A 20,538-nucleotide genomic window follows, 5' to 3' on the forward strand; every position below is an offset into this window, starting at 1 on the left:
GGATGCGGTTGATCCCAGAGTAAGAAAGATGGTGATCGTGATCCAGGCCCTGATCATGGCTTGACCTGTTGCGCTTCGATGGCGAACTTGCGCGCCATCAGGTCGGCCGGGCTGACGATGATGTTCTTCATCCACAGTTCCGACGTCTGCTCGGCAATATTCATCTTGCCCGCCTTGCCCTGCTTGCCCTTGCCGTCGAACTGGACACTGTCTGGCGGCAGGTTCGGTTCGTCCTGCTGTTCCTCTTCATCGTCCTTCTTTTGGTGGATCAGTTTTTGCGCGACAGCGAGATTGAAGGCAGCGTCCGGCCAATCCCTGCGTTTCTCGAGCGCCTTTTTATAAGCGGCGGCCGCCTCTTCAAACTTGCCGATGTGGAGCAAGGCGTTTCCCTGATCGTACCAGCTGTCTGCGCTATCCACGGCGGCGAAGGAATCGAGCGCTTCGGCAAACTTGCCTGCCCGGTAGAGTGCTGTACCCTTCCACATCGGATCGGCAAAATGCGACGATGCGGCCTCGAAGTCGCCCTTCTCGTAGGCGAGCCGTCCTTTTTGGTCCGGCGTCAGCCACATGCCGGTTAAGTCCGTGGCTTGGACCTCGCCGGGCATAAGGAAACGGGCGATGAGCAGAGCGGTGCCCACACGCACGACCCACCCTTTGCGAAACGAAAAGGCAAAGAGGATCGCCAAGGGAATGACAAGCCACCAGCCGAGGTCGCGCCAGCGATCACCTTCGGCTGCCCGCATCTGCGCAAAGTTCGTCCGGATTTTTTGCGACACCCATCGAATATCGGTATCGTCGTCCGTCATGGTCGCGACATCGACCCCCGTCAGCGCGTGCAGGTTCTTCAAACCTTCGACATCGAGCCTGGAAAACATGCGGCTGCCCGTCGCATCGGTCAAAAAGCCGCCGTCCGGCGTCTTCACCGGGCCGCCCGTCTGCGTGCCGATCCCGAGGACGGCGATGGCGTGTTTCGATTTGCGTTTGAAGGCATCGAAGGCTTGCTGTTCCACGCCATCGGTCAGGAACAGGATGGTTCCGGCCGCGTCCTCGCCCGTCAAGGCTGCTTCGGCTCGTTCAAGCGCCCTCGCGGTGTTCTTGCCATCGACGGGCATGATGCGTGTCGCCAGCGCGTCGGTATAGGTCTCGATCAGGGAGCCGTCTTCGGTGAGCGGCAGCACCAGATGGGCTGATCCGGCATAGGCAACGACGGCGGAGCGTGCGCCGATACGGCCCGCAACGATGTCCTTGATCTTCAGCTTGGCCCGCTCCAGCCGGGAAGGCGTGACGTCGATCGCATCCATTGTCGGCGAAAGATCGACGGCTATGACAAGCGGCGCGGTATCTTCCACGAAGGGGGGTGTCTCGCGCTGCCAGGCCGGGCCGGCTGCGGCCAGGCTTGCCAGGGCGAGCGCTGCGGCCAGCAGCCATGAGGGGCGGATGCGGGAACGTTGAGCCCCCTCGACCATCAGGCTGTCGAGAAGATGCGGTTCGATCAAGCCTTTCCACTGGCTGCGCACATCGCTTGAGCGTCCGGCCATCCAGATGATAATGGCTGGCAAAGCGAGCGCCAGCAGCCACCAGGGTCTGAGGAAATGAAAGGCCTCGATCATGCGGACGCCCTCCGTCCAAACAGGCCGGTCAGTCCGCTGATCAGGTAGAATAGCGCAAGCACTGAAATCGCAGCAGTGAGCGGCCAATGGAACAGTTCAATGCGCGGCCGCCAAGACAGGTTCTTCTGGTCCTGCGGCGTGATCGTGTCGAGCGTGTCATAGATCGCGGAAAGCTGTGTCTGGTCTCCCCCGAAAAAATAACGCCCACCCGTGTCAGCGGCGATCGTCTGGAGGGTGGCTGTATCGAGCTTGTCCTCGCCGGTGGCTTCCGGATCACCGATGCCGACCGTATGGATGACGACATTCTTCTGTTTGGCGATCTGCGCCGCCTTGGCGGGTGGCATTCTGCTGGCGGTATCATTGCCGTCGGTGAGGACGATCAGCACTTTTTCCGGCACGGTGGTCGTCTCAAACATCTTGATGGCAAGACCGATGGCATCTCCAAGTGCTGTACGCGGGCCTGCCATTCCAGGCAGCGTACCGGCGATCACCGCCTGGACGGTCTTATGGTCCATGGTGAATGGCACCAGCGGATAGGGTGCGTCGCCGAAAGCGATCAGCCCGATACGGTCTCCGCCACGCCTGGCGACGAAATCCGCCACCACCTTGCGCACGGCATCGACACGCGCTTCCAAACTGCCATCCGCAGAGGGGAAATCCCTGGTGTCCATCGACTGTGACAGATCGAGCGCCAGCAGCAGGTCTCTTTGCGGTTCGATCTTTTCGATCGGTGGTTCGACGAATTGCGGGCGGGCAAGTGCAAGCACGATCAGGCACCAGGCCAGCGTTTCGCAGGCAAGCTGAACCCAGCTGCGATGCGTAATGACGGAGCCCTGCGTCGGGTTGATGCCGGCGGCTTTTGCGACCTGCGAGAAAAACGGCAGCCTGACGGATGCGGATGTTTCGCGGTGCGCGGGAAACAGCAGCCAGACAAGCAAAGGCAGGGGCATGACGAGAAGCAGCCATGGCAGATCAAGCTGATACATGGTGGCGCCTGATCCATGTCCGGGCCGCCGCAAGGATGTCGCTTGAGGCCAAGGTGCCGGCGTTGCTGTCCTTCTGGTATTCGCCGTCGTCCAGCAGCGCGTTGAGGGCGTGGCCGCCCTCTCCATGCTCATTGAGAAACGCGACCCAGGCAGAGCCCGACAAGCCCGCAACCTCGGCCCGGCTCCAGCCGGCGATGGCAACGCGTTTGAGGATCGCGGCAAGCGCGCGCAAGGCTTGATCGCGCGTCGCCGTGCCGTTCAGGTCCTTCTCCAGGCCATCCAGAAGCAAAAGCGCTTCGCGGCGGTAAGCGTTGGCGCGATAATGCCGGACCCAGCGGATGAGCACGATCGTGACCGCCAAAGCCAGAAGAATGGCCGCCAATGCCCAGCCCCAGGTCTGCGGCATCCACGAGACCGGTTGCGGCACCGCAATGTCCTTTAGCGATTCAAGCGCAACTTTTGTGAGGGGATCGAGCGGTGCCGCCTTGTCCGGTTCCATCAGCGCCTCCGCTGCCGCCAGGCGGCCTGCTCGAGAAGCCGCCTGAGTTGTGGTGCGGTATCTTCCGCCGCTGACACCGGCAGCATGGGCAGGCCCAGCGCGCGCTGCCAATCCCGCAGCGCGCGGCCCCTGTCTCGCGCGAAGGCGCCGATCCCCTGGCGGACATCGGCACGGCGTAGCGGCAGTTCCGCCTGCAGGCCACCACCGCTGACGACGATGCCGCCGGACGCCGGGAGATCAAGGAGGAAGGGATCGTAGACGAGAATGCAGATGACATCGTTGCGGCCCGACAGCTTCAGCAGGATATCGCGCGTCGTGGCGCTATGGCCATCAAAGTCGCTGATGACGATGATCAGGTGATCATGATGCGCGATGCCGGCCACGCGTTGAAGGCTGACGTCCAGCGCGGAGGGAGAGGCCTGCCCCGAAAATCCTGCATTCAGCTCTCCGTTCTGCGCTGCGATCTTGCCCGCAAGCTTGATCACCGCCTCGCGGCTGCGATGCGGCCGCAGCTCGTCGATGTCGCTGTTGTTGAACACGAAACCGCCGACGCGATCGCCGGAACCGAGGATGCGCCAGGCGCACAGCATCGCCGCCTGCGCCGCCGTCACTGATTTCATCTGACGCTTGCTGCCGAAGAACATGTTGATCCGCTGATCAACGACGATGAGAGCCGGCCGTTCCTTCTCTTCGCTATAGACGCGCACCACCGGCTTGTTGGTGCGCGCCGTCACGCGCCAGTCGATGGAGCGGATATCATCGCCGGGCAGGTAGTCGCGCAATTCCTCAAAGGTCAGTCCCCGGCCGCGCATGGAGGACTGCATTCGTCCGGCGAGCTGCTGATGGCTGCGGGATTTCTGCACGAAGCTTAGGTCGCGCGCCCGCTTTTCGAGCGCCACAAGCGCGTCAGTGGAAATATGGACACCTTCGGGGGTGGATGCCGCCGCCATCTCATCTCCTCACGATACCGCGACCAGTTCAACGATGCGGTCAATAACCGTGTCGGGCGTGGTGTTCGACGCATGCGCCTCATAGGACAGGATGAGCCGGTGGCGGAAGACATCATGGACGACGGCTTTCACGTCATCAGGGGTGACATAGTCGCGGCCTTTCAGCCAGGCATAGGCGCGTGAGACCTTGTCGAGACCGATGACACCGCGCGGGCTGACGCCGACCTCAAGCAGCTTGGCCAGATCCTTGTCATAGCGCTCCGGATAACGCGTGGCAAAGACGAGGGCGACGATGTATGTCTCGATCGGATCGGAAACGGTCACAGCGCCGATCTCCTTGCGTGCGTCGAACACGGCCTTCGGATCGAGCCGCTCCGATGCCTCCGATTTTGCATGCTCTGCGGCATTTTCCTCGCCACGCACCAGCCGCATGATGGCAGCCTCCGACGCCTCGTCGGGATAGCCGACCTCGATATGCATCAGGAAGCGGTCGAGTTGGGCTTCCGGCAAGGGGTAGGTGCCTTCCTGCTCGATCGGGTTCTGCGTCGCCATGACCATGAACAGTGCGGGCAGCGGATAGCTCTTGCCGCCGACAGTGACCTGGCGTTCCTCCATGGCCTCGAGCAAAGCCGACTGCACCTTGGCTGGTGCCCGGTTGATCTCGTCGGCAAGGATCAGGTTGGCGAAGATCGGTCCCTGCTGAAACTTGAACGCGCCCTTGCCGCCCTCGCTATAGTAGATTTCCGATCCGGTGATATCGGCGGGTAAAAGGTCCGGTGTGAACTGGACGCGGGAGAGTTCAGAATTGAGGTTCCTCGCTAGGCTCTTGATGGCGCGCGTCTTTGCCAGGCCCGGCAGGCCCTCGACCAGGAGATGGCCGTTGGCCAGGAGACCAAGCAGCAGGCGCTCGACCATTTCTTCCTGACCGATGATGGATTGGCCGATGCGCTGGCCAAGGGCCAGGATGTCGTCACGAGCGGTCATGCAAGGACCCTATGAGAAACAGGTTGGCGAGACGCGCCGATTGCCCGGCGCGTCTCTTGGGATGACTATTTCTCGATGCCGCGATCCTTGAAGGACTGGTCAATCGCCTTGTTCACCTGGTCACGGACGCCCTCGATGTTGAAGCTGGCGACGCGCTGGCTGGGCGGATATTTCACGAAGGTTTCGAGGAAGGCCGCACTTTTCAACTGGCCCTTGACCAGAAGGAAATCGTTCCTGACCACCCAGTCATTATACTGGTCGGAGACGACATCGGCCCGCTCGTAAGGGTCCATCCGCAGATTGAACAGCTTGGGAAGACGCCAGGTGATCAGCGGGGTCTGCCAGACCGCGAACCCGCCCGGTGCCGGCTGTTCCTTGAACACGACCTTCCAGTCGTCATAGCGGATCCCAACCAGATCGCCGTCATCATCGAAATAATAGAACTCGTTGCGGGCGCTCTTGTCCGATTTTCCGGTGATATAATCGAGCTGGTTGAAGCCATCGAGATGGTTCCGGAAACTCGTGGCACTTCCCTCGGGCTTCCAGCCAGTCAGCAGACGGCCTTTCACATCGGGATCGCCGGCTGCCGCCAGCAGCGTCGGGAACCAGTCGAGACCGGACACCATGCCGTTGGCAACCTCGCCTGGTTTGACATGGCCGGGCCAGCGGACGATTGCGGGAACGCGGAACGCGCCTTCCCAGTTGGTATCCTTCTCGCTGCGGAAAGGCGTGGTCGCCGCGTCCGGCCAGGAAAACTGGTTCGGGCCATTATCGGTGGCGTAGACGACGATCGTGTTGTCGGCGATGCCGAGTTCGTCGAGCTTGTTCAGCAGTTTGCCGACATCGCCATCATGCTCGATCATGCCGTCGCCATACTCGTTGCCCGGCATGCCGCTTTGGCCTCTGTATTCCGGGCGGACATGGGTGAACAGATGCATGCGCGTCGTGTTCATCCAGGTGAAGAAAGGCTTTTTGGCCTTGGCTTGGCGGTCGATGAAGTCGATGGCCGCCGCCGTCGTCTCGTCGTCGATCGTCTCCATGCGTTTCACGGTCAAAGGACCGGTGTCCTCGACCTTGCCATCGGCCGATGCCTTGATCACGCCACGCGGATTATACGCTTTGAGAAATTCGGTATCGTCCTTTGGCCAGTTGGCGGCTTCCGGTTCCTCCTCGGCGTTCAGGTGGTAGAGATTGCCGAAGAACTCGTCGAAGCCGTGTTTTGTCGGCAGATATTCGTCGCGGTCGCCCAGATGGTTCTTGCCGAATTGACCGGTCGCATAGCCAAGCGGCTTCAGCGCCTGGGCAATGGTGATATCACCGGCCTGCAGGCCGACCGTGACGCCGGGAGCCCCGACCTTGCAGAGGCCAGTCCGCAGGCATGTCTGCCCGGTGATGAAGGTCGAGCGGCCCGCCGTGCAACTGTTCTCGGCATAATAATCCGTGAACATCATGCCTTCCTTAGCAATGCGGTCGATATTCGGCGTCTTATAACCGATGACGCCCAGCGAGTAGGCGGAAATATTGGTCTGGCCGATGTCGTCGCCAAAGATCACGAGAATGTTGGGCTTGGCAGCCGTTGCATCCTGGGCAAGGGCGGGAACGCCGGCGAGGGATGCGGCTGTCAGGGAAATCGCAAGACCCGTGGTGGCGCTCAGCATGCGCCGTGTGATTGATCCGGTCATGATGGTTTCCCCATCAATTTCAGGCGGAAGTCGTTCGGCATCGTACTCTCCTTGTTTCCGGGCGTCCGGACCGCTCCTGCAGGTCAGGCATTCGACGCTGCCACTCTCGCCGCAAATCGCGCGTAAGGAAGTACGTTACGGTAACAAGGACGGGGGATTACGTAACAGAGGGCGTAAATTAGGCGGGGTGCCAAAACGGATGCCGCAGGGCCACATGACGGTCCGCGACGGTTGCCGGGAGATCACAGCGCTTATAGGGTCGATGCCGGTTGACGCCGGTTTATGAAGGCTGGCCGCGCTGGCAGATATTCCCGAAGCCTGCGTAAATCGAGGACCTCACCCCGTCGAGCACGCATAGCGTGCCGCGCCTGTTTTCCCATCGACGCCCGCAAGCGAGACGCCGTAGCCCCATAGGTGCCGGATGTGGGCGAGCGTTGCGTCGCGGCTCGTTTCTTCCAGAAGCACGCCGTTCTTCATCCGGTGTTCCAGCCGCAATTGGCGGTCTCCCAAGAGATCGACGTCGACGACCTGGATATCCTGGCTGTTGGCGCTGACGTCGTAGCTTCTGGCCAGTGCCTTGCGGATTTCGGAATAGCCCCGCTCGTTGTGGATCGAGGCGACCTCGCAATATTTGTTGCTGGCCTCGTCGGTCAGCTGGAAGAGTCTGAATTTGCGGATCAGCGCCGGGCTCAGATATTGCAGGATGAAGGATTCGTCGCGGTGGTTGGCCCAGGTGTCGATCAGGGTTTCGCGCCAGCGGCCGCTGCCGGCAATATCGGGGAACCAGTCGCGGTCCTCCGATGTCGGCTGATTGCAGATGCGCTCAATGTCCTGCATCATCGCAAAACCCAGCGCATAGGGGTTGAGCCCGGAAAAACGGGGATCGTCGAAATGCGGCTGGAACACCACGCTGGAATGGCTGTGGAGCATTTCCAGCATTGCGCCTTCGCTGATCTTGCCCTGATCGAACAGCCTGTTCATGATCGTATAATGCACGTAGGTGGCACAGCCCTCGTTCATCACCTTGGTCTGGCGCTGCGGATAGAAATACTGGGCGATCACCCGCACGATGCGCAACAGTTCGCGTTGCCAGGGCTCAAGAATGAGGCTGTTTTTCTCCAGGAAATAGAGAAGGTTTTCCTCCGGCAGATTGAGGACCTTCTTGCGCTCCATGGCGTCGCGTTCGGCCTCTTCAGGGTCGGGCCTGCCGGTCGCGCGTGGAAGGGTGCGCCATAGGTCGCTATAGGTCTGTTCCTCATATTCCAGTCTCTCGCGTGCGCGTTCCTGCTCCTTCTTCGAGGACAGGCGCGGCGGGCGGCGGTAGCGGAAAACACCCTGATCCATCAGCGCATGGGCGGAATCCAGAATGGCCTCGACGGCGGAGGTGCCGTGCCGTTCCTCGCATTTGGCGATATATTTCTTGGAAAACTCCATATAGCTGAGGATGGCACCGGCATCGGTCCATTGCTTGAAGAGATAGTTGTTCTTGAAGAAATGATTGTGGCCGAAGGCCGCGTGCGCGGTCACCAGCGTCTGCATCGCCATGGTGTTTTCCTCCATCAGATAAGTGATGCAGGGATTGGAGTTGATCACCAACTCATAGGCGAGGCCGTGATGGCCCTTGCGATAACCGTTTTCCTCATAGACGAAGCGTTTGCCGAAGGACCAGTGCTGATACATCAGCGGCATGCCGACGGACGAATAGGCGTCCAGCATCTGCTCCGACGAAATGATTTCGAGCTGGTTGGGATAGACGTCGAGGCCAAGTTCGTCGATTGCGATCGTCTCGATCGCATCATAGGCATGCGACAGCGTCTTGAAGTTCCAGTCTGAACTGTCAAAAAGCAGTGTTGAGCCTGCGTTCTTTATCATACCCGGCTCCGTTCATTATCGAAATTGCAGGGTTGGCTGCCTGGCGAAAAGCTTCCGGAAGACAGGATAGATGTCGGAGGGTCTTGCGATCCGGGTCATCTGGAAATTCGGCCATTCGCCATCGACGGTGCGATAGGCGCGCCAGAGCGACGTGCCGTTGTCGGTCGAGCCGAAAATTTCGCTTTCCCGTTCGTCGATGATTTCGACATAGGCGTAATATTGGCAAAGCCGCATCAGTTCGGACGTCAGCAGCGAGGCGCAGCGATCGGAATCACGCGAAACATTGTCGCCGTCGGAGGCTTGGGCCGCGTAGATATTCCATTCCTTTGCCGGATAGCGCTCCTGAATGATCCGCAGCATTTCCTCCAGCGCCGTTGAGACGACGGTGCCGCCGCTCTGGGTGCTGTAGAAGAATGTGTCCTCATCGACCTCGCCCGCCTCGTCCGTGTGGCGGATGAAGACGATATCGATCCGGTCGTAGCGCCGTTTTAAAAACAGATGCAACAGCACGAAAAAGCGCTTGGCGAGATCCTTCTCCCGCTCGCCCATCGAGCTCGACACATCCATCAGGCAGAACATCACCGCATTGGCGTTGGGCAGCGGCTGGCGCTCGAAGCGGTTGAAACGGATATCGACGGGATCGACATAGGGAATGCGGCGGCGCCGCCGCTCCAGGAGGTCCAGTTGCGCCCGCAGGTCTTCCAGATGCCGGCGCTCTGCGATGCCGAGTTCCGGTTCGGTTGCCAGAGCCTCGATCTCCTGCGCCAAGGCTTCCAGCGTCTTTCGCTTGGGGCGCTGCAGGGCGATTCGGCGGCCATAGCTGTTGCGCATGGTGCGGCTGACATTGATATTGGTGGGCGACCCGCTGGTGGCAAAGCCTGCCCGGCGTGGCTTGAAGGCGACGGCTTCCTTCAGGCTGAGCTTGATCATGTCGGGCAGCTCGAGATCCTCGAAAAACAATTCGAGCACTTCCTCGCGCGACAAGAGGAACTGGAAGTTGTCCTCGTCCTCGCCTTTTCCAGCAGACGAGCCGGAGCCGCCACCGCCCTGCGGCTTGTCGATCCGGTCTCCCGGCATATAGTCGCGATTGCCGGGCAGGACATATTGCCGGTCGCCGCTGCCGCGCGCCGGCTGGAATGTCGGCTCGCTGGCGCCGCGCGCCGGCATGGGAACCGCGTGGTCGGAGTCCACGTCGGCGATCTTGTCGGTCTTGACGCGATCCTTGATGAAGCGTTTCAGCTCCTCGCGGGCGCGCTTCAGGAAGCGCTGGCGGTTTCCAAGGCTCTTGTCCTTCGGGTTGAGGCGTCGGTCGATGAAATTCGGCATTGGCTACCCCCAGACATCGGATCTCTCACCCCGCCTTGTTGACGCGCATGTACCATTCGACCAACCTGCGCACCTGCCGCTCGGTATAACCCCGCTCGATCATGCGATGGACGAATTCGGCATGCTGCTTTTCGCTGGCGCTGTCCTTCTTGGAGCCGAAGCTGATGACCGGCAGCAAATCCTCCACTTGGCCGAACATGCGTTTCTCGATGACTTCGCGCAGCTTTTCGTAACTCATCCAGGATGGATTGCGGCCGCTGTTTTTGGCGCGGGCGCGCAGCGTGAACTTGACGACCTCGTTGCGGAAATCCTTCGGATTGGCGATCCCGGCCGGTTTTTCGATCTGCGACAGCTCATTGTCGAGGATGGTCCGGTTGAGGATCTGCCCGGTGTCCGGGTCCTTGAAATCCTGATCCTCGAGCCAGGCGTCGGCATAAGCGATATAGCGGTCGAACAGGTTCTGGCCGTATTCGCTGTAGGATTCCAGATAGGCTTTCTGGATCTCATGGCCGATGAACTCGGCATAACGCGTGGCGAGTTCCGATTTGATGAAGTTGAGATAGGCGGCCTCGGTTTCCTTGGGAAACTGCTCCCGCTTGATCGCCTGTTCGATGACATACATCAGATGCACGGGATCGGCGGCGATCTCCTTGCTGTCATAGTTGAACGTCTCCGACAGGACCTTGAAGGCAAAGCGGGTGCTGACGCCGTTCATGCCTTCATCGACGCCGGCCGCGTCGCGGTATTCCTGCACCGATTTCGCCTTGGGATCGACATCCTTCAGGTTCTCGCCGTCATATACCCGCATCTTGGTATAGAGCGGCGAGTTTTCATGCGGGGTGAGCCGGGTCGAAACGGTGAAGCGGCTGAGGCTTTCCAAAACTTCCGGCGCGCAAGGGTTTTTCGCCAACTCGCTTTCGCGCAGCAGCTTGTCGTAGATCTGCCGCTCCTCGGTCACGCGCAGGCAATAGGGCACTTTAACCACCAGGATGCGGTCGAGAAAGGCCTCGTTGTTGCGGTTGTTCTTGAACTGCAGCCACTCGGACTCATTGGAATGGGCAACGACGATGCCCTGATAGGGGAAGGCGCCGAAGTTTTCAGTGCCGTTATAGTTGCCTTCCTGGGTCGCGGTCAAAAGCGGGTGCAGGACTTTGATCGGTGCCTTGAACATCTCGACGAACTCGAGCAGCCCCTGCGTCGTGCGGTTCAAGCCGCCGCTGTAGGAATAGGCGTCGGGGTCGGCCTGGCTGAAATTTTCCAGCTGGCGGATATCGACCTTGCCGACCAGCGAGGAGACGTCCTGGTTATTTTCGTCTCCGGGTTCGGTCTTGGCAATGCCGATCTGGCGCAGACGTGACGGCATCAGCTTGACGACGCTGAACTTCGAGATATCGCCGCCGACTTCATCCAGGCGCTTGGTTGCCCAGGGCGATATCATTCCGGTCAGACGCCGTCTGGCGATGCCATATTTGTCTTCCAGGAGATCGGACATGCGTTCGGGATGGAAGAGGCCAAGCGGTGATTCAAACACCGGGCTGATCTGGCCGCCGACCATCAAGGTGTAGATCGGCCGCTGTTCCATCAATTTCTTCAGGCGCTCGGCCAGAGAGGACTTGCCGCCGCCGACGGGGCCGAGCAGATAGAGTATCTGTTTGCGCTCTTCGAGGCCCTGGGCGGCATAGCGGAAGTAGCCGACGATCCGCTCGATCGTGTCTTCCATTCCATAGAAATCGGCAAAGGCTGGATAGACCTTGATGGTTCGATTGGAGAAGATGCGGCCAAGGCGCTCATCGGCGCTGGTCTCGACGAAGTTGGGCTCTCCAATGGCGGCGACCATGCGCTCCTGTGCGGTGGCGTACATGCTTTTATCGTCGCGGCACGCGAGCAGATATTCCTGGAGACTGATCTCCTCCTGCGCGGTGCTGGTATAAATCTCCGAAAAGAGGTCGAAGACATCGGACTGGGTATTTTGCATCATGCTCTCCCGCGGCCGGTTCGTTGAGACGGGATCGCTGCCTATCGGCTCGCTCAACGAGATTAACGTTCCTTATGCTCGAAAGTTTCTTCAACTAAGTGTTACTGCTGACATCTTACAGCGAAGAGGGCCGCACCATCTGGACGGGGCCAACGGATCCTGGATCCTTGCCGAAGGGGCGCACCGGTGATCACCCACCTCGCTCAGATCCGAATCACCGCCTGGATGATCGTTCCGAAATCTTCCCGTCCAGCGTAACACAATAGTTCACACAACCATCATGCCATCGGTGATGTTCACAATTTTTGCGCACGTGTTGCAGGCGTCACACGCCGGTTGCGTTCCAGGCAATTGATGCCTGCGTGGCCTGTCATGGCGACAGCCGCCCGATCCAGGGAGAAAAAATGCGGTGAAAATGTCCGGCTTCAGTATTTCTTTTTCTGAATGACCTTGTTGCCGCGTGGCCCCGTCTGGACCGGCGTGTTGCTGACGTTTTCCTCCAGCAGCTTGCGCCAGCGGGCGAGCCGTTCGGCCGGTAGAGTGCCGGCCTTGATGGCGGCCTGGACGGCGCAGCCCGGTTCGTGATCATGGGTGCAGTCGCGAAACTTGCAGGACGGGGCAAGGTCGGTGATTTCGGAGAACAGCGTCTCGATGCCGCCGGAAACGTCGCTGACATGCAGGGTGCGCATTCCCGGCGTGTCGATCACCCAGCCGCCGCCGGCAATGGCGTGCAAGGAGCGGGCCGTGGTCGTATGGCGCCCTTTGGCATCGCTTTCGCGGATATCGCCGGTTTCCTGCGCTGCCTCATGCCTAAGGCCCGCCAGCGTGTTGACCAGCGTCGATTTGCCGACGCCGGATGATCCGACGAGCGCTACGGTCTGCCCTTCGCCGCACCAGGAGGCGAGTGCGGCTGCGGCATCGGCGGAGCGGCCGTTGAGCGCCACCACATCCAGGTCGCGCTGCAATGCTCTGGCTTGCTGCTCGAAAATTTCGGCATCGTCGATCATATCGGTCTTGGTGAGCACGATCACCGGGTTGGTTCCGGCCTGATTGGCCATGGCCAGATAGCGTTCCAGCCGCGCCGGGCTGAAATCGGCATTGCAGGAGGTGACGATGAACAGCGTATCGACATTGGCTGCGGCCAGCTGCTGGAGATGCCTGCCCTCTGTGCGGCGCTGCAGCAGGGTGCGGCGCTCCAGCCTGCGAACAAGCAGATGCGTGCGGGGGTCGGCCAGGATCCAGTCTCCCACCGCAAAATCGGCAGTGTTGGTTTTATGGGGCAGAACCAGCTTTACCGGGCCTTCGGCGGAAAGCGCGCCAAGCCGGGCGCGGTGGACTTCGGCGATGCGCATAGGCAGGAGACCGGCTTCGGATCGCTCGATCTGGGAGGAAAAAAAGCTGGACCAGCCATGCGACGCCAAAAAGGCCGCGTCTGCGCGCTCCGTCACACTGCCGCTCCCCGACACAGTGTCGCGTTCATGGATAACCTTTCTGAAAAACAAGTTCAGACGCTGATACCAGAAGCGCCAGGATGGTGCCAATCGTTTCGCAGATGACAGTTTTTCAGTTTTGTCTGGGAAATGCCGCAAACTTGCGGTAGGGAAGGGCATGCGGGCCAGCTTGGCCCTTTTCATTTCGCATTGGCGACATTCGCAAACGGGCCTTCCCATTCTATCCGGGTTGCGTGTCGATGCCTCTTTCACCATTTCTACCAAGGACAGAATATGATTTCGCTTGAATTGACGCCGGTTCAAATCCGGGGCCTGAAACTCGCCAAGGAAGGAAACCTCTTCCCGCAGCCGGCGAAAAAATGGACGCATGAAAATGCGACGGTCACCTATGCAAAGACCGACCGGTTCAAGGAACGTCCGCAGAAGATCCGCTTCCTGACGACGACGACCCTGAATGAACTTGAAGAGCTCGGTTTTCTGGAACGCAGCCATCTCGACGACGACGTCGCCGCCGATCCGCGCGGGATCACGATGGCCGGCAAGATGTGGCTGATGGCCAACAAGTAAACCGGAAACAAGGGGCGCCGGCGATACCTTCGAATGCATCCGCATTGGAGGGCCGGCCACCCAACTGAATTTTCGAGCGGCTCTAGGCCCTCGGCTCTCCACCCGGCGCATAAGCCGTGGTCTGCTCGAACTTGAACTTGTGGCCGCAGCGGCACCGGATCACATGCTTGCGCGGATTGCTCGAGGCAAATTCGGTTTCAAAGCCCCCGGGCAGGGCATCTATTTCAAATCCCCGCGTCTTGCGGCTGGGGGTGTCATCCTCCGAAACCTCGGCAAAGCCTGTATTCCCGCAATGGGAACATTCCAATTTCCGTGAATATCGATCTCGGGCAGCCATCTTCATTCCTTTGACAAGAGGCGCGTCATACCAAAATGGCGGCGGGATGGAAGGGCTGATTATGGCCCTCCGAGATTGGCTGCTTCATCTTAGCTGCGCTCTTCCCAGACCTTCGCCAGCTCGACGATCGTTTTCACCGCTTTTTCCATGTCCTGGCTGCTTACCCATTCGAGCGGCGAGTGAAACGCATGGCCGCCGGCAAAGATGTTGGGGCAGGGCAGGCCCATGAAGGACAGGCGCGAGCCGTCCGTGCCGCCGCGAATGCTGCCGCGCACCGGCTGCATGCCCGCCCGCCGGATTGCCTCGACGGCGTTATCGACAATTTCCGGATGCCGGTCGAGGACCACCTTCATGTTGCGATATTGCTGCGTGACCTTGAGCGTAAAGGAGGAGCCGGGATAATCCGGCATGACGTCCCTGACGATCGCCTCGATCATCGCTTCCTTGCTGGCCAGGCCTTCGTCGTTGAAGTCGCGGACGATCAGGCTGATCGTCGCCTTGTCCATCGCGCCGGTGACGCCGGTCGGGTGGACGAAGCCGTCCTTGCCATCCGTGGTTTCTGGCGCCACATGCCTGGGCAGGCGGTCGATGATGGCGCCGGCGATCTTGATGGCGTTTTCCATTCTGCCCTTGGCAAAGCCCGGATGGATGGCAACGCCCTGGATGGTGATATCGACACCATCGGCCGAAAATGTCTCATCCTCGATATGCCCTGCGGTTTCACCGTCCATCGTATAGGCGAATTGCGCGCCAAGCTTCTGCAAATCGACCTTGTCCACCCCGCGGCCGATTTCCTCGTCCACGGTGAAGAGGATCTTGATGGTTCCGTGCCGGATATCCGGATTGCCGATCAGGATTTGCGCTGCCGTCATGATTTCGGCAATGCCGGCCTTGTCGTCGGCGCCGAGCAATGTCGTGCCGTCGGTGGTGATCAGGTCGTTGCCGATCTGGTCGCGCAGCGCTGGATGCTCGGAAACACGGATGACCTGCTGCGGATCGCCGGACAGCTGGATATCGCCGCCGGCATAGGCGCGGATCATCTGCGGCTTCACATGGGTGCCGGTGAAATCCGGCGCGGTGTCCATATGCGAGCAGAAGCAGATGACCGGCACCGGCTTGTCCACGTTCGACGGGATGGTCGCGTAGATATAGCCGTGCTCGTCGAGATGCGCGTCCGCAATCCCGATCGCCAGCAGTTCCTCGACCAGCAGGCGGCCGAGGGTCTTCTGCTTTTCGGTGGAGGGCTGGCTTGCCGATTTGGCGTCCGACTGGGTGTCGATCACGACATAGCGCAGGAAACGGTCGGTAACGGTATCGGTCATGGCTCACTCCATTCCATAAGCGTCGGGTGGTCTTCTCTAGAGCGCTTCATCTTTAAACGGAAGCATTCTGCCGAAATTCATCCGGCCCTTCGGGTTGGCTGAAAGCGGCCGTCCACTATGTCGGATGGCTGGCCCGATGGATCGGCATCGCCCTGCGCCATCCTTCGTGTGGAACGGCCGTTTTGAGCCAACAGAATCGCTTCCGTTTAAAGATGAAGTGCTCTGGCTTCCACCGGCTGCGGCGTGAAGGCATTTCCAGGAAAAGACGCTTCAAAAAGCCGTGTTTGATCCTATCGAAAACCTGCGACATTCCTTGAAACACGTGGCATAAGGGCGCCGCAACATTCTTGGGCACCGCACACATGATCCGTATCGAAAATATCAGCAAGCAGCTGAGCCATCGCATTCTCTTCATCGAGGCGTCCGCCGCCCTCAACAAGGGCGAGAAAATCGGCCTTGTCGGACCCAATGGTGCCGGCAAGACCACTGTCTTCCGGATGATCACCGGCGAAGAGCAGCCCGATGAGGGGCAGGTGGCCGTCGAGAAGGGCGTCACGATTGGTTATTTCAACCAGGATGTCGGCGAAATGGAAGGCCGCAGCGCCGTCGCCGAGGTGATGGACGGTGCCGGTCCGGTCAGCATCGTTGCCGCCGAACTGCGTGAGCTCGAAACGGCCATGGTCGATCCCGACCGGCTGGACGAGATGGATGCGATCATCGAGCGCTACGGCGAGGTGCAGGCGCGTTACGAGGAGCTGGACGGCTACGCGCTCGACGGCCGGGCGCGCGAAGTGCTGTCGGGCCTGAGCTTCACGCAGGAGATGATGGACGGCGATGTCGGCAAGCTGTCGGGCGGCTGGAAGATGCGCGTGGCGCTCGCCCGCATCCTGTTGATGCGCCCCGACGTCATGCTGCTTGATGAGCCGAGCAACCATCTGGATCTGGAAAGCCTGATCTGGCTGGAGGAATTCCTCAAGAATTACGAGGGCGCACTTTTGATGACCTCGCATGACCGCGAGTTCATGAACCGCATCGTCACCAAGCTGATCGAGATCGACGGCGGCGGGCTGACCACCTATTCCGGCGACTATGAATTCTACGAGCAGCAGCGGGCTTTGAACGAGAAGCACCAGCTTGCCCAGTTCGAGCGGCAGCAGGCGATGCTGGCCAAGGAAATCAAGTTCATCGAGCGCTTCAAGGCGCGCGCCTCGCATGCGGCGCAGGTGCAGAGCCGGGTGAAGAAGCTCGACAAGATCGAACGGGTCGAGCCGCCCAAGCGCCGCCAGGTCGTTGCGTTCGAATTTCAGCCCGCGCCGCGCTCCGGCGAAGACGTGATCAATCTGAAAAATGTCCACAAGAGCTATGGCAGCCGCAGCATCTATGAGGGACTGGATTTCATGGTCCGCCGCAAGGAACGCTGGTGCATCATGGGCATTAACGGTGCCGGAAAATCGACGCTGCTGAAACTGGTGACCGGATCGACGGAACCGGACAAGGGAACCGTGGCGCTGGGCGCCAGCGTCAAGATGGGCTATTTCGCCCAGCACGCCATGGATCTGCTCGATGGCGAGCGCACAGTGTTCGAGACGCTGGAGCACGAATTCCCCCGTGCGGGCCAAGGTCCGCTGAGGGCGCTTGCCGGCTGCTTCGGCTTTTCCGGTGACGATGTGGAAAAACGCTGCCGTGTTCTGTCGGGTGGTGAAAAGGCGCGGCTGGTCATGGCGATCATGCTGTTCGACCCGCCCAATCTTTTGGTGCTCGACGAGCCCACCAACCATCTGGACCTCGACACCAAGGAAATGCTCATCCAGGCACTTTCCGAATATGAGGGTACCATGCTGTTCGTGTCCCACGACCGGCATTTCCTCGGTGCCCTGTCCAACCGGGTTCTGGAACTGACCCCGGACGGCATCCACGAATATGGCGGCGGCTACACGGAATATGTGGCGCGCACTGGCCATGAAGCCCCAGGCCTTCGGAGCTGATCGGCTCCAGCCTCATGTCGGGGATGTGTCAGTCCCTTTCGAGAAGAAAGAACGTCGTCGGGCCGGACGGCGCGTCGTTGGAAAGACGGAAGCCGGCGGGGGATATGACCTGACCGGCCGCCTTCGAGGCGACGCCGTTCAGCGTGACCGGCGTCAGCAGCCATTCTCCTTTTGAAAGCTGCAGCGACAGATCGACGAAACCCTTGCGGATCAGGACCGGAAGACGGCCGAAATCGGCGATCACTTTTTCCTCATTGTCGCTGAACTGCATGCCGGTATTGCGCGCGTCAGTGGCATAGATGATGAGAAGCCTGCGGCTTTGCGCAATGCTTTCGGCGTCGTCGATGACGGAGACCGACAGCAGTCCATTGCCATCCGATGCCTCGACGCGGACGCTGCCCAGATTGACCGGCTCCCGCAGCGTGGAAAAGGCCACCGCTTCGGTCTTCGGCGTGGAGACGCGCAACTGGCCACGCAGGCGGTCGAGCAGCAGTTCGCCCGTATCGCTCTCATAGAGGCCGGTCTTCAGGTCTGTCTGATTATTCTTTGCCAGAAGCCCGGCTGCCTTGGCGGCATCCAGGATGGCTTGCGGATCGGCTGACGATCGCGGCTGGGCGACGACCAGGCTATCGTTGGCCGCTTTTGCCATGCCGATCGCACCGACAAGGCCAAGTTCGGTCAGCCGCTCGGGTTCGCGTTCCTGCATATCGTCAGTGACGTCTTCCGGGCCGCGCACAAGAAAAGGGATCGTCAGTTTCGAGGTGGCGACATCGCCGCGGCGGAAGAGAAGTGCTGCCAACGTTTCGCCGGCGCGCGCGACAGGATCGAGCGCGATGGCATAGGGCAGCATCGCCTTCTTGTGGGGATAGGGCTCGCCATATTTCAGGATGATCGGGCCATGTGCGTGGCGGCACAGCACGTCCCAGCCTTGCTGGGCTGCATAGGCCGGCATTACCAGTCCTGCTTCGTAGCGATAGCGGTTCCAGAAGAGATGGTCGTATTCGCTGACGACGAACGGCTTGCCGAGCCAGCGGGCGGCGGCGATCAGGCGCATATAGCCGGCGCCGTCATCGATGGAGCTTTTCTGCGTCATGGTCGCACCGGGGGAATAGCTGCCGACCCAATCCTGGTAGGTGTTCATCGTGACGACGCTGAGATCCTTGCGGCTCAGCGTCGTCTGGATCGTCGGCCAATTGTTGAATGTGCTGATCCCGCCCTTGTAGCCGAGGCCGCGCAGGGCGCCGGTCATGCGGGCGGCGCTGCCGGTTTCGACAGAGACGAAAAAGGCCTGCAGGTCCCTGAGGCGCGGCGTATCCTCGTAGCGTGATTGGGGCAGTGCGATGGACGCATCTTCCAACCGCTCGCTCGAATTCAGGTCCGGCCACGCTTTTGCCAATGCTTCGGTCGAGCCATAGCGCTGTTTCAGCCAGGTGTTGAAAGGGAGCTTCAAGCGCTGGTCGTAATTCGGCTTGCCCTCGCGCTCCCGCACGATGCTGTCGAACTCGATATTGTTCTCGTTGACGAGGATGACCAGCGCCAGCGCCTCGTCGTTGATGGGGGCCATGCCGGTATAGGGGTTGACGGCAGTCAGAAAACGGCGCTGGAATTCCAGCCAGTGATCGAAGGCATTCCCGTCGAAATACAGGGCGAGCTTGAGATCGCTTGAGGGATCCCAGCGGTCGTCATAGCTGCCGCCATAGGCACCACGCCAGGATGTCAAACCATCGATGATCCAGGAGATGCCGTTGCGCTTCAGCGCGGCGAGCAGATAGTGGATACGGTCGAGGACCTGCGGGTCAAAATCGAAATCTCCATCGCGCCCGGACATCAGCGAGGCGTCGAGGAAGGTCAGCCGGGCGATATTATAACCGTGGCGCGCCAGTTGCAGCGCGTAGCGGTCGGCATCGGCATGATCCGGAAAGCCGCCCGAGGCGGGGCTCCATGCGAGAGAGGCGCATAGCAGGCGTGCCGGTTTCTCAGGCGCATCGGTAAAAGCAAAACGGCCGCCCTGCGTGACCGCCAAGTGTTGACCCGCGCCGGTCGTGCCGTCCTTCCCGATGGCCCGGTTGGGCAGGATTGCGGAGAAATCGAGCGGGCTGCCGGGGTCAATTTCCAGCGATATCTCGCGCACCGGCAGCCATTCGCCGTCAGCGGCGCGGGCGCAAGGGCCTGAAACAGCGCTCAACAGGAGCGCCGTGGCGATTGAGGAAAGCAGTCTCTTCATGCCGGCTGGCCCTTTCCGGCGATCGCTTTGCGATCCCGTTTCATCACTCTTCAGGGCCGCGATGCGCCGTGCAGGATGTAGGATTTGGTAAGTCCAGCGGCCTTTTCCCGGATCAGCTGAGCCTCCGGCGCATAGGAGCGGAATTCCTTCAGCGTCAGGATCTGGATCTCCTCGAAATACTCCTTGATATGCTCTTCAGAAGGCTTGGACAGGAAGCGCCAGGGCGACAGCCTGACGGCGTGGCGCGCCAAGGGGCGGGGCAGCCAGTGGAGAGCAGGGCAGAAGAAATGCGGCTCGATGGGAAAGACGAAGGCCGGCGTCTGGATGAAGTAATAGTTCGAGACGCGGTTGATCTCGCGCACGAGATTGGCCCGTTTGGCCGGCGGCACGTGTTCGATCACCGAGTTGCACACGGCCACATCGAACGACTTGTCCTCGAAGGGAAGGCGGTCGCCGTCATAGACGATGACCTTCACATGGCCGTACGAGCCGGTGAACGAGCGCGCCTGACCGTCGTCGCGGATATTGACCAGCGTCAGATCCTTGGGCACGTCGGCAGGATCGAGCTTTTCCCAGAAATGGCGCGAGCCGCCGACGTCGCAGACCTTGAGCGACGTGAAGCCGGGGATCATCTGGCGGAACAGGCCGCCGCGCTTGCGGCGAAAATATTCCGACGAAGAATGGACGATCCGGTCCCAGAGCGAAACGTTCTTCTCTACACTGTCATCGATCATGAAGGGAACTTTCTCAAGGGTTTGTGGACTGGTT

General features: G+C 60.4%; 16 protein-coding genes. 2 read left to right on the forward strand and 14 right to left on the reverse strand.

The window, feature by feature from the left end; genetic code table 11:
• Window positions 1-53: 53 nt before the first annotated feature.
• The 10 genes from ASD32_RS16685 to rsgA all read right to left on the reverse strand — a co-directional run bounded on the left by ASD32_RS16685 (window position 54) and on the right by rsgA (window position 13,332).
• Entirely contained in the window at window positions 54-1,610 is a 1,557-nt protein-coding gene (locus ASD32_RS16685) for a VWA domain-containing protein (protein WP_060639171.1), read from the reverse strand.
• Entirely contained in the window at window positions 1,607-2,596 is a 990-nt protein-coding gene (locus tag ASD32_RS16690; protein ID WP_060639172.1) for a VWA domain-containing protein, read from the reverse strand. Before ASD32_RS16690 ends, ASD32_RS16685 begins: the two co-directional genes overlap by 4 nt.
• Entirely contained in the window at window positions 2,583-3,095 is a 513-nt protein-coding gene (locus tag ASD32_RS16695; RefSeq protein ID WP_060639173.1) for a DUF4381 domain-containing protein, read from the reverse strand. Before ASD32_RS16695 ends, ASD32_RS16690 begins: the two co-directional genes overlap by 14 nt.
• A complete protein-coding gene (locus tag ASD32_RS16700) occupies window positions 3,095-4,045 on the reverse strand; it encodes a DUF58 domain-containing protein (RefSeq protein WP_060639174.1) in 951 nt (316 codons plus the stop codon). The genes ASD32_RS16695 and ASD32_RS16700 overlap by 1 nt, the downstream gene beginning before the upstream one ends.
• A gap of 9 nt (window positions 4,046-4,054) precedes the next feature.
• A complete protein-coding gene (locus ASD32_RS16705) occupies window positions 4,055-5,029 on the reverse strand; it encodes a MoxR family ATPase (RefSeq protein WP_060639175.1) in 975 nt (324 codons plus the stop codon).
• Window positions 5,030-5,094: 65 nt separating this feature from the next.
• Window positions 5,095-6,711, reverse strand: coding sequence for an arylsulfatase (locus ASD32_RS16710; protein ID WP_060639176.1), 1,617 nt, complete (start codon window positions 6,709-6,711; stop codon window positions 5,095-5,097).
• A gap of 336 nt (window positions 6,712-7,047) precedes the next feature.
• Window positions 7,048-8,583 carry a SpoVR family protein gene (locus ASD32_RS16715; RefSeq protein WP_060639177.1) on the reverse strand — a complete coding sequence of 512 codons (1,536 nt, stop codon included), beginning with the start codon at window positions 8,581-8,583 and terminating at the stop codon, window positions 7,048-7,050.
• Window positions 8,584-8,598: 15 nt separating this feature from the next.
• A complete protein-coding gene (locus tag ASD32_RS16720) occupies window positions 8,599-9,909 on the reverse strand; it encodes a YeaH/YhbH family protein (RefSeq protein WP_060639178.1) in 1,311 nt (436 codons plus the stop codon).
• A 25-nt stretch (window positions 9,910-9,934) separates the two neighbouring features.
• Entirely contained in the window at window positions 9,935-11,884 is a 1,950-nt protein-coding gene (locus ASD32_RS16725) for a PrkA family serine protein kinase (protein ID WP_060639179.1), read from the reverse strand.
• Between the two features lie 425 nt (window positions 11,885-12,309).
• Window positions 12,310-13,332 (reverse strand): ribosome small subunit-dependent GTPase A, encoded by a 1,023-nt coding sequence (gene rsgA, locus ASD32_RS16730; RefSeq protein ID WP_244490186.1) that lies wholly within the window; start codon window positions 13,330-13,332, stop codon window positions 12,310-12,312.
• Between the two features lie 276 nt (window positions 13,333-13,608).
• On the opposite strand from rsgA, the gene ASD32_RS16735 reads away from it, so the two are divergent.
• Window positions 13,609-13,902 (forward strand): hypothetical protein, encoded by a 294-nt coding sequence (locus ASD32_RS16735; protein WP_060639180.1) that lies wholly within the window; start codon window positions 13,609-13,611, stop codon window positions 13,900-13,902.
• A gap of 82 nt (window positions 13,903-13,984) precedes the next feature.
• Here the strand turns inward: ASD32_RS16735 and ASD32_RS30695 are convergent, their stop codons facing one another.
• Complete coding sequence (locus tag ASD32_RS30695; RefSeq protein ID WP_060639554.1) at window positions 13,985-14,239, reverse strand: hypothetical protein; 255 nt, start codon at window positions 14,237-14,239, stop codon at window positions 13,985-13,987.
• An 89-nt stretch (window positions 14,240-14,328) separates the two neighbouring features.
• The gene (gene pepT, locus ASD32_RS16745; protein WP_060639181.1) at window positions 14,329-15,561 is read right to left on the reverse strand and encodes a peptidase T; all 1,233 of its coding nucleotides are present in this window, start codon (window positions 15,559-15,561) and stop codon (window positions 14,329-14,331) included.
• A 362-nt stretch (window positions 15,562-15,923) separates the two neighbouring features.
• Here pepT and ASD32_RS16750 point away from each other — a divergent pair, with 362 nt between their 5' ends.
• Window positions 15,924-17,546: an ABC-F family ATP-binding cassette domain-containing protein gene (locus ASD32_RS16750; RefSeq protein WP_060639182.1), complete on the forward strand. Its 1,623-nt coding sequence runs from the start codon at window positions 15,924-15,926 to the stop codon at window positions 17,544-17,546.
• 28 nt (window positions 17,547-17,574) lie between these two features.
• On the opposite strand, the gene ASD32_RS16755 is transcribed toward ASD32_RS16750, so the two are convergent.
• Window positions 17,575-19,770 carry a hypothetical protein gene (locus ASD32_RS16755; protein ID WP_060639183.1) on the reverse strand — a complete coding sequence of 732 codons (2,196 nt, stop codon included), beginning with the start codon at window positions 19,768-19,770 and terminating at the stop codon, window positions 17,575-17,577.
• A 50-nt stretch (window positions 19,771-19,820) separates the two neighbouring features.
• Window positions 19,821-20,504, reverse strand: coding sequence for a class I SAM-dependent methyltransferase (locus ASD32_RS16760; protein WP_060639184.1), 684 nt, complete (start codon window positions 20,502-20,504; stop codon window positions 19,821-19,823).
• Window positions 20,505-20,538 lie beyond the last annotated feature (34 nt).

This window comes from Rhizobium sp. Root483D2 (genome assembly GCF_001426685.1).
Classification (GTDB): Bacteria; Pseudomonadota; Alphaproteobacteria; order Rhizobiales; family Rhizobiaceae; genus Pararhizobium; species Pararhizobium qamdonense.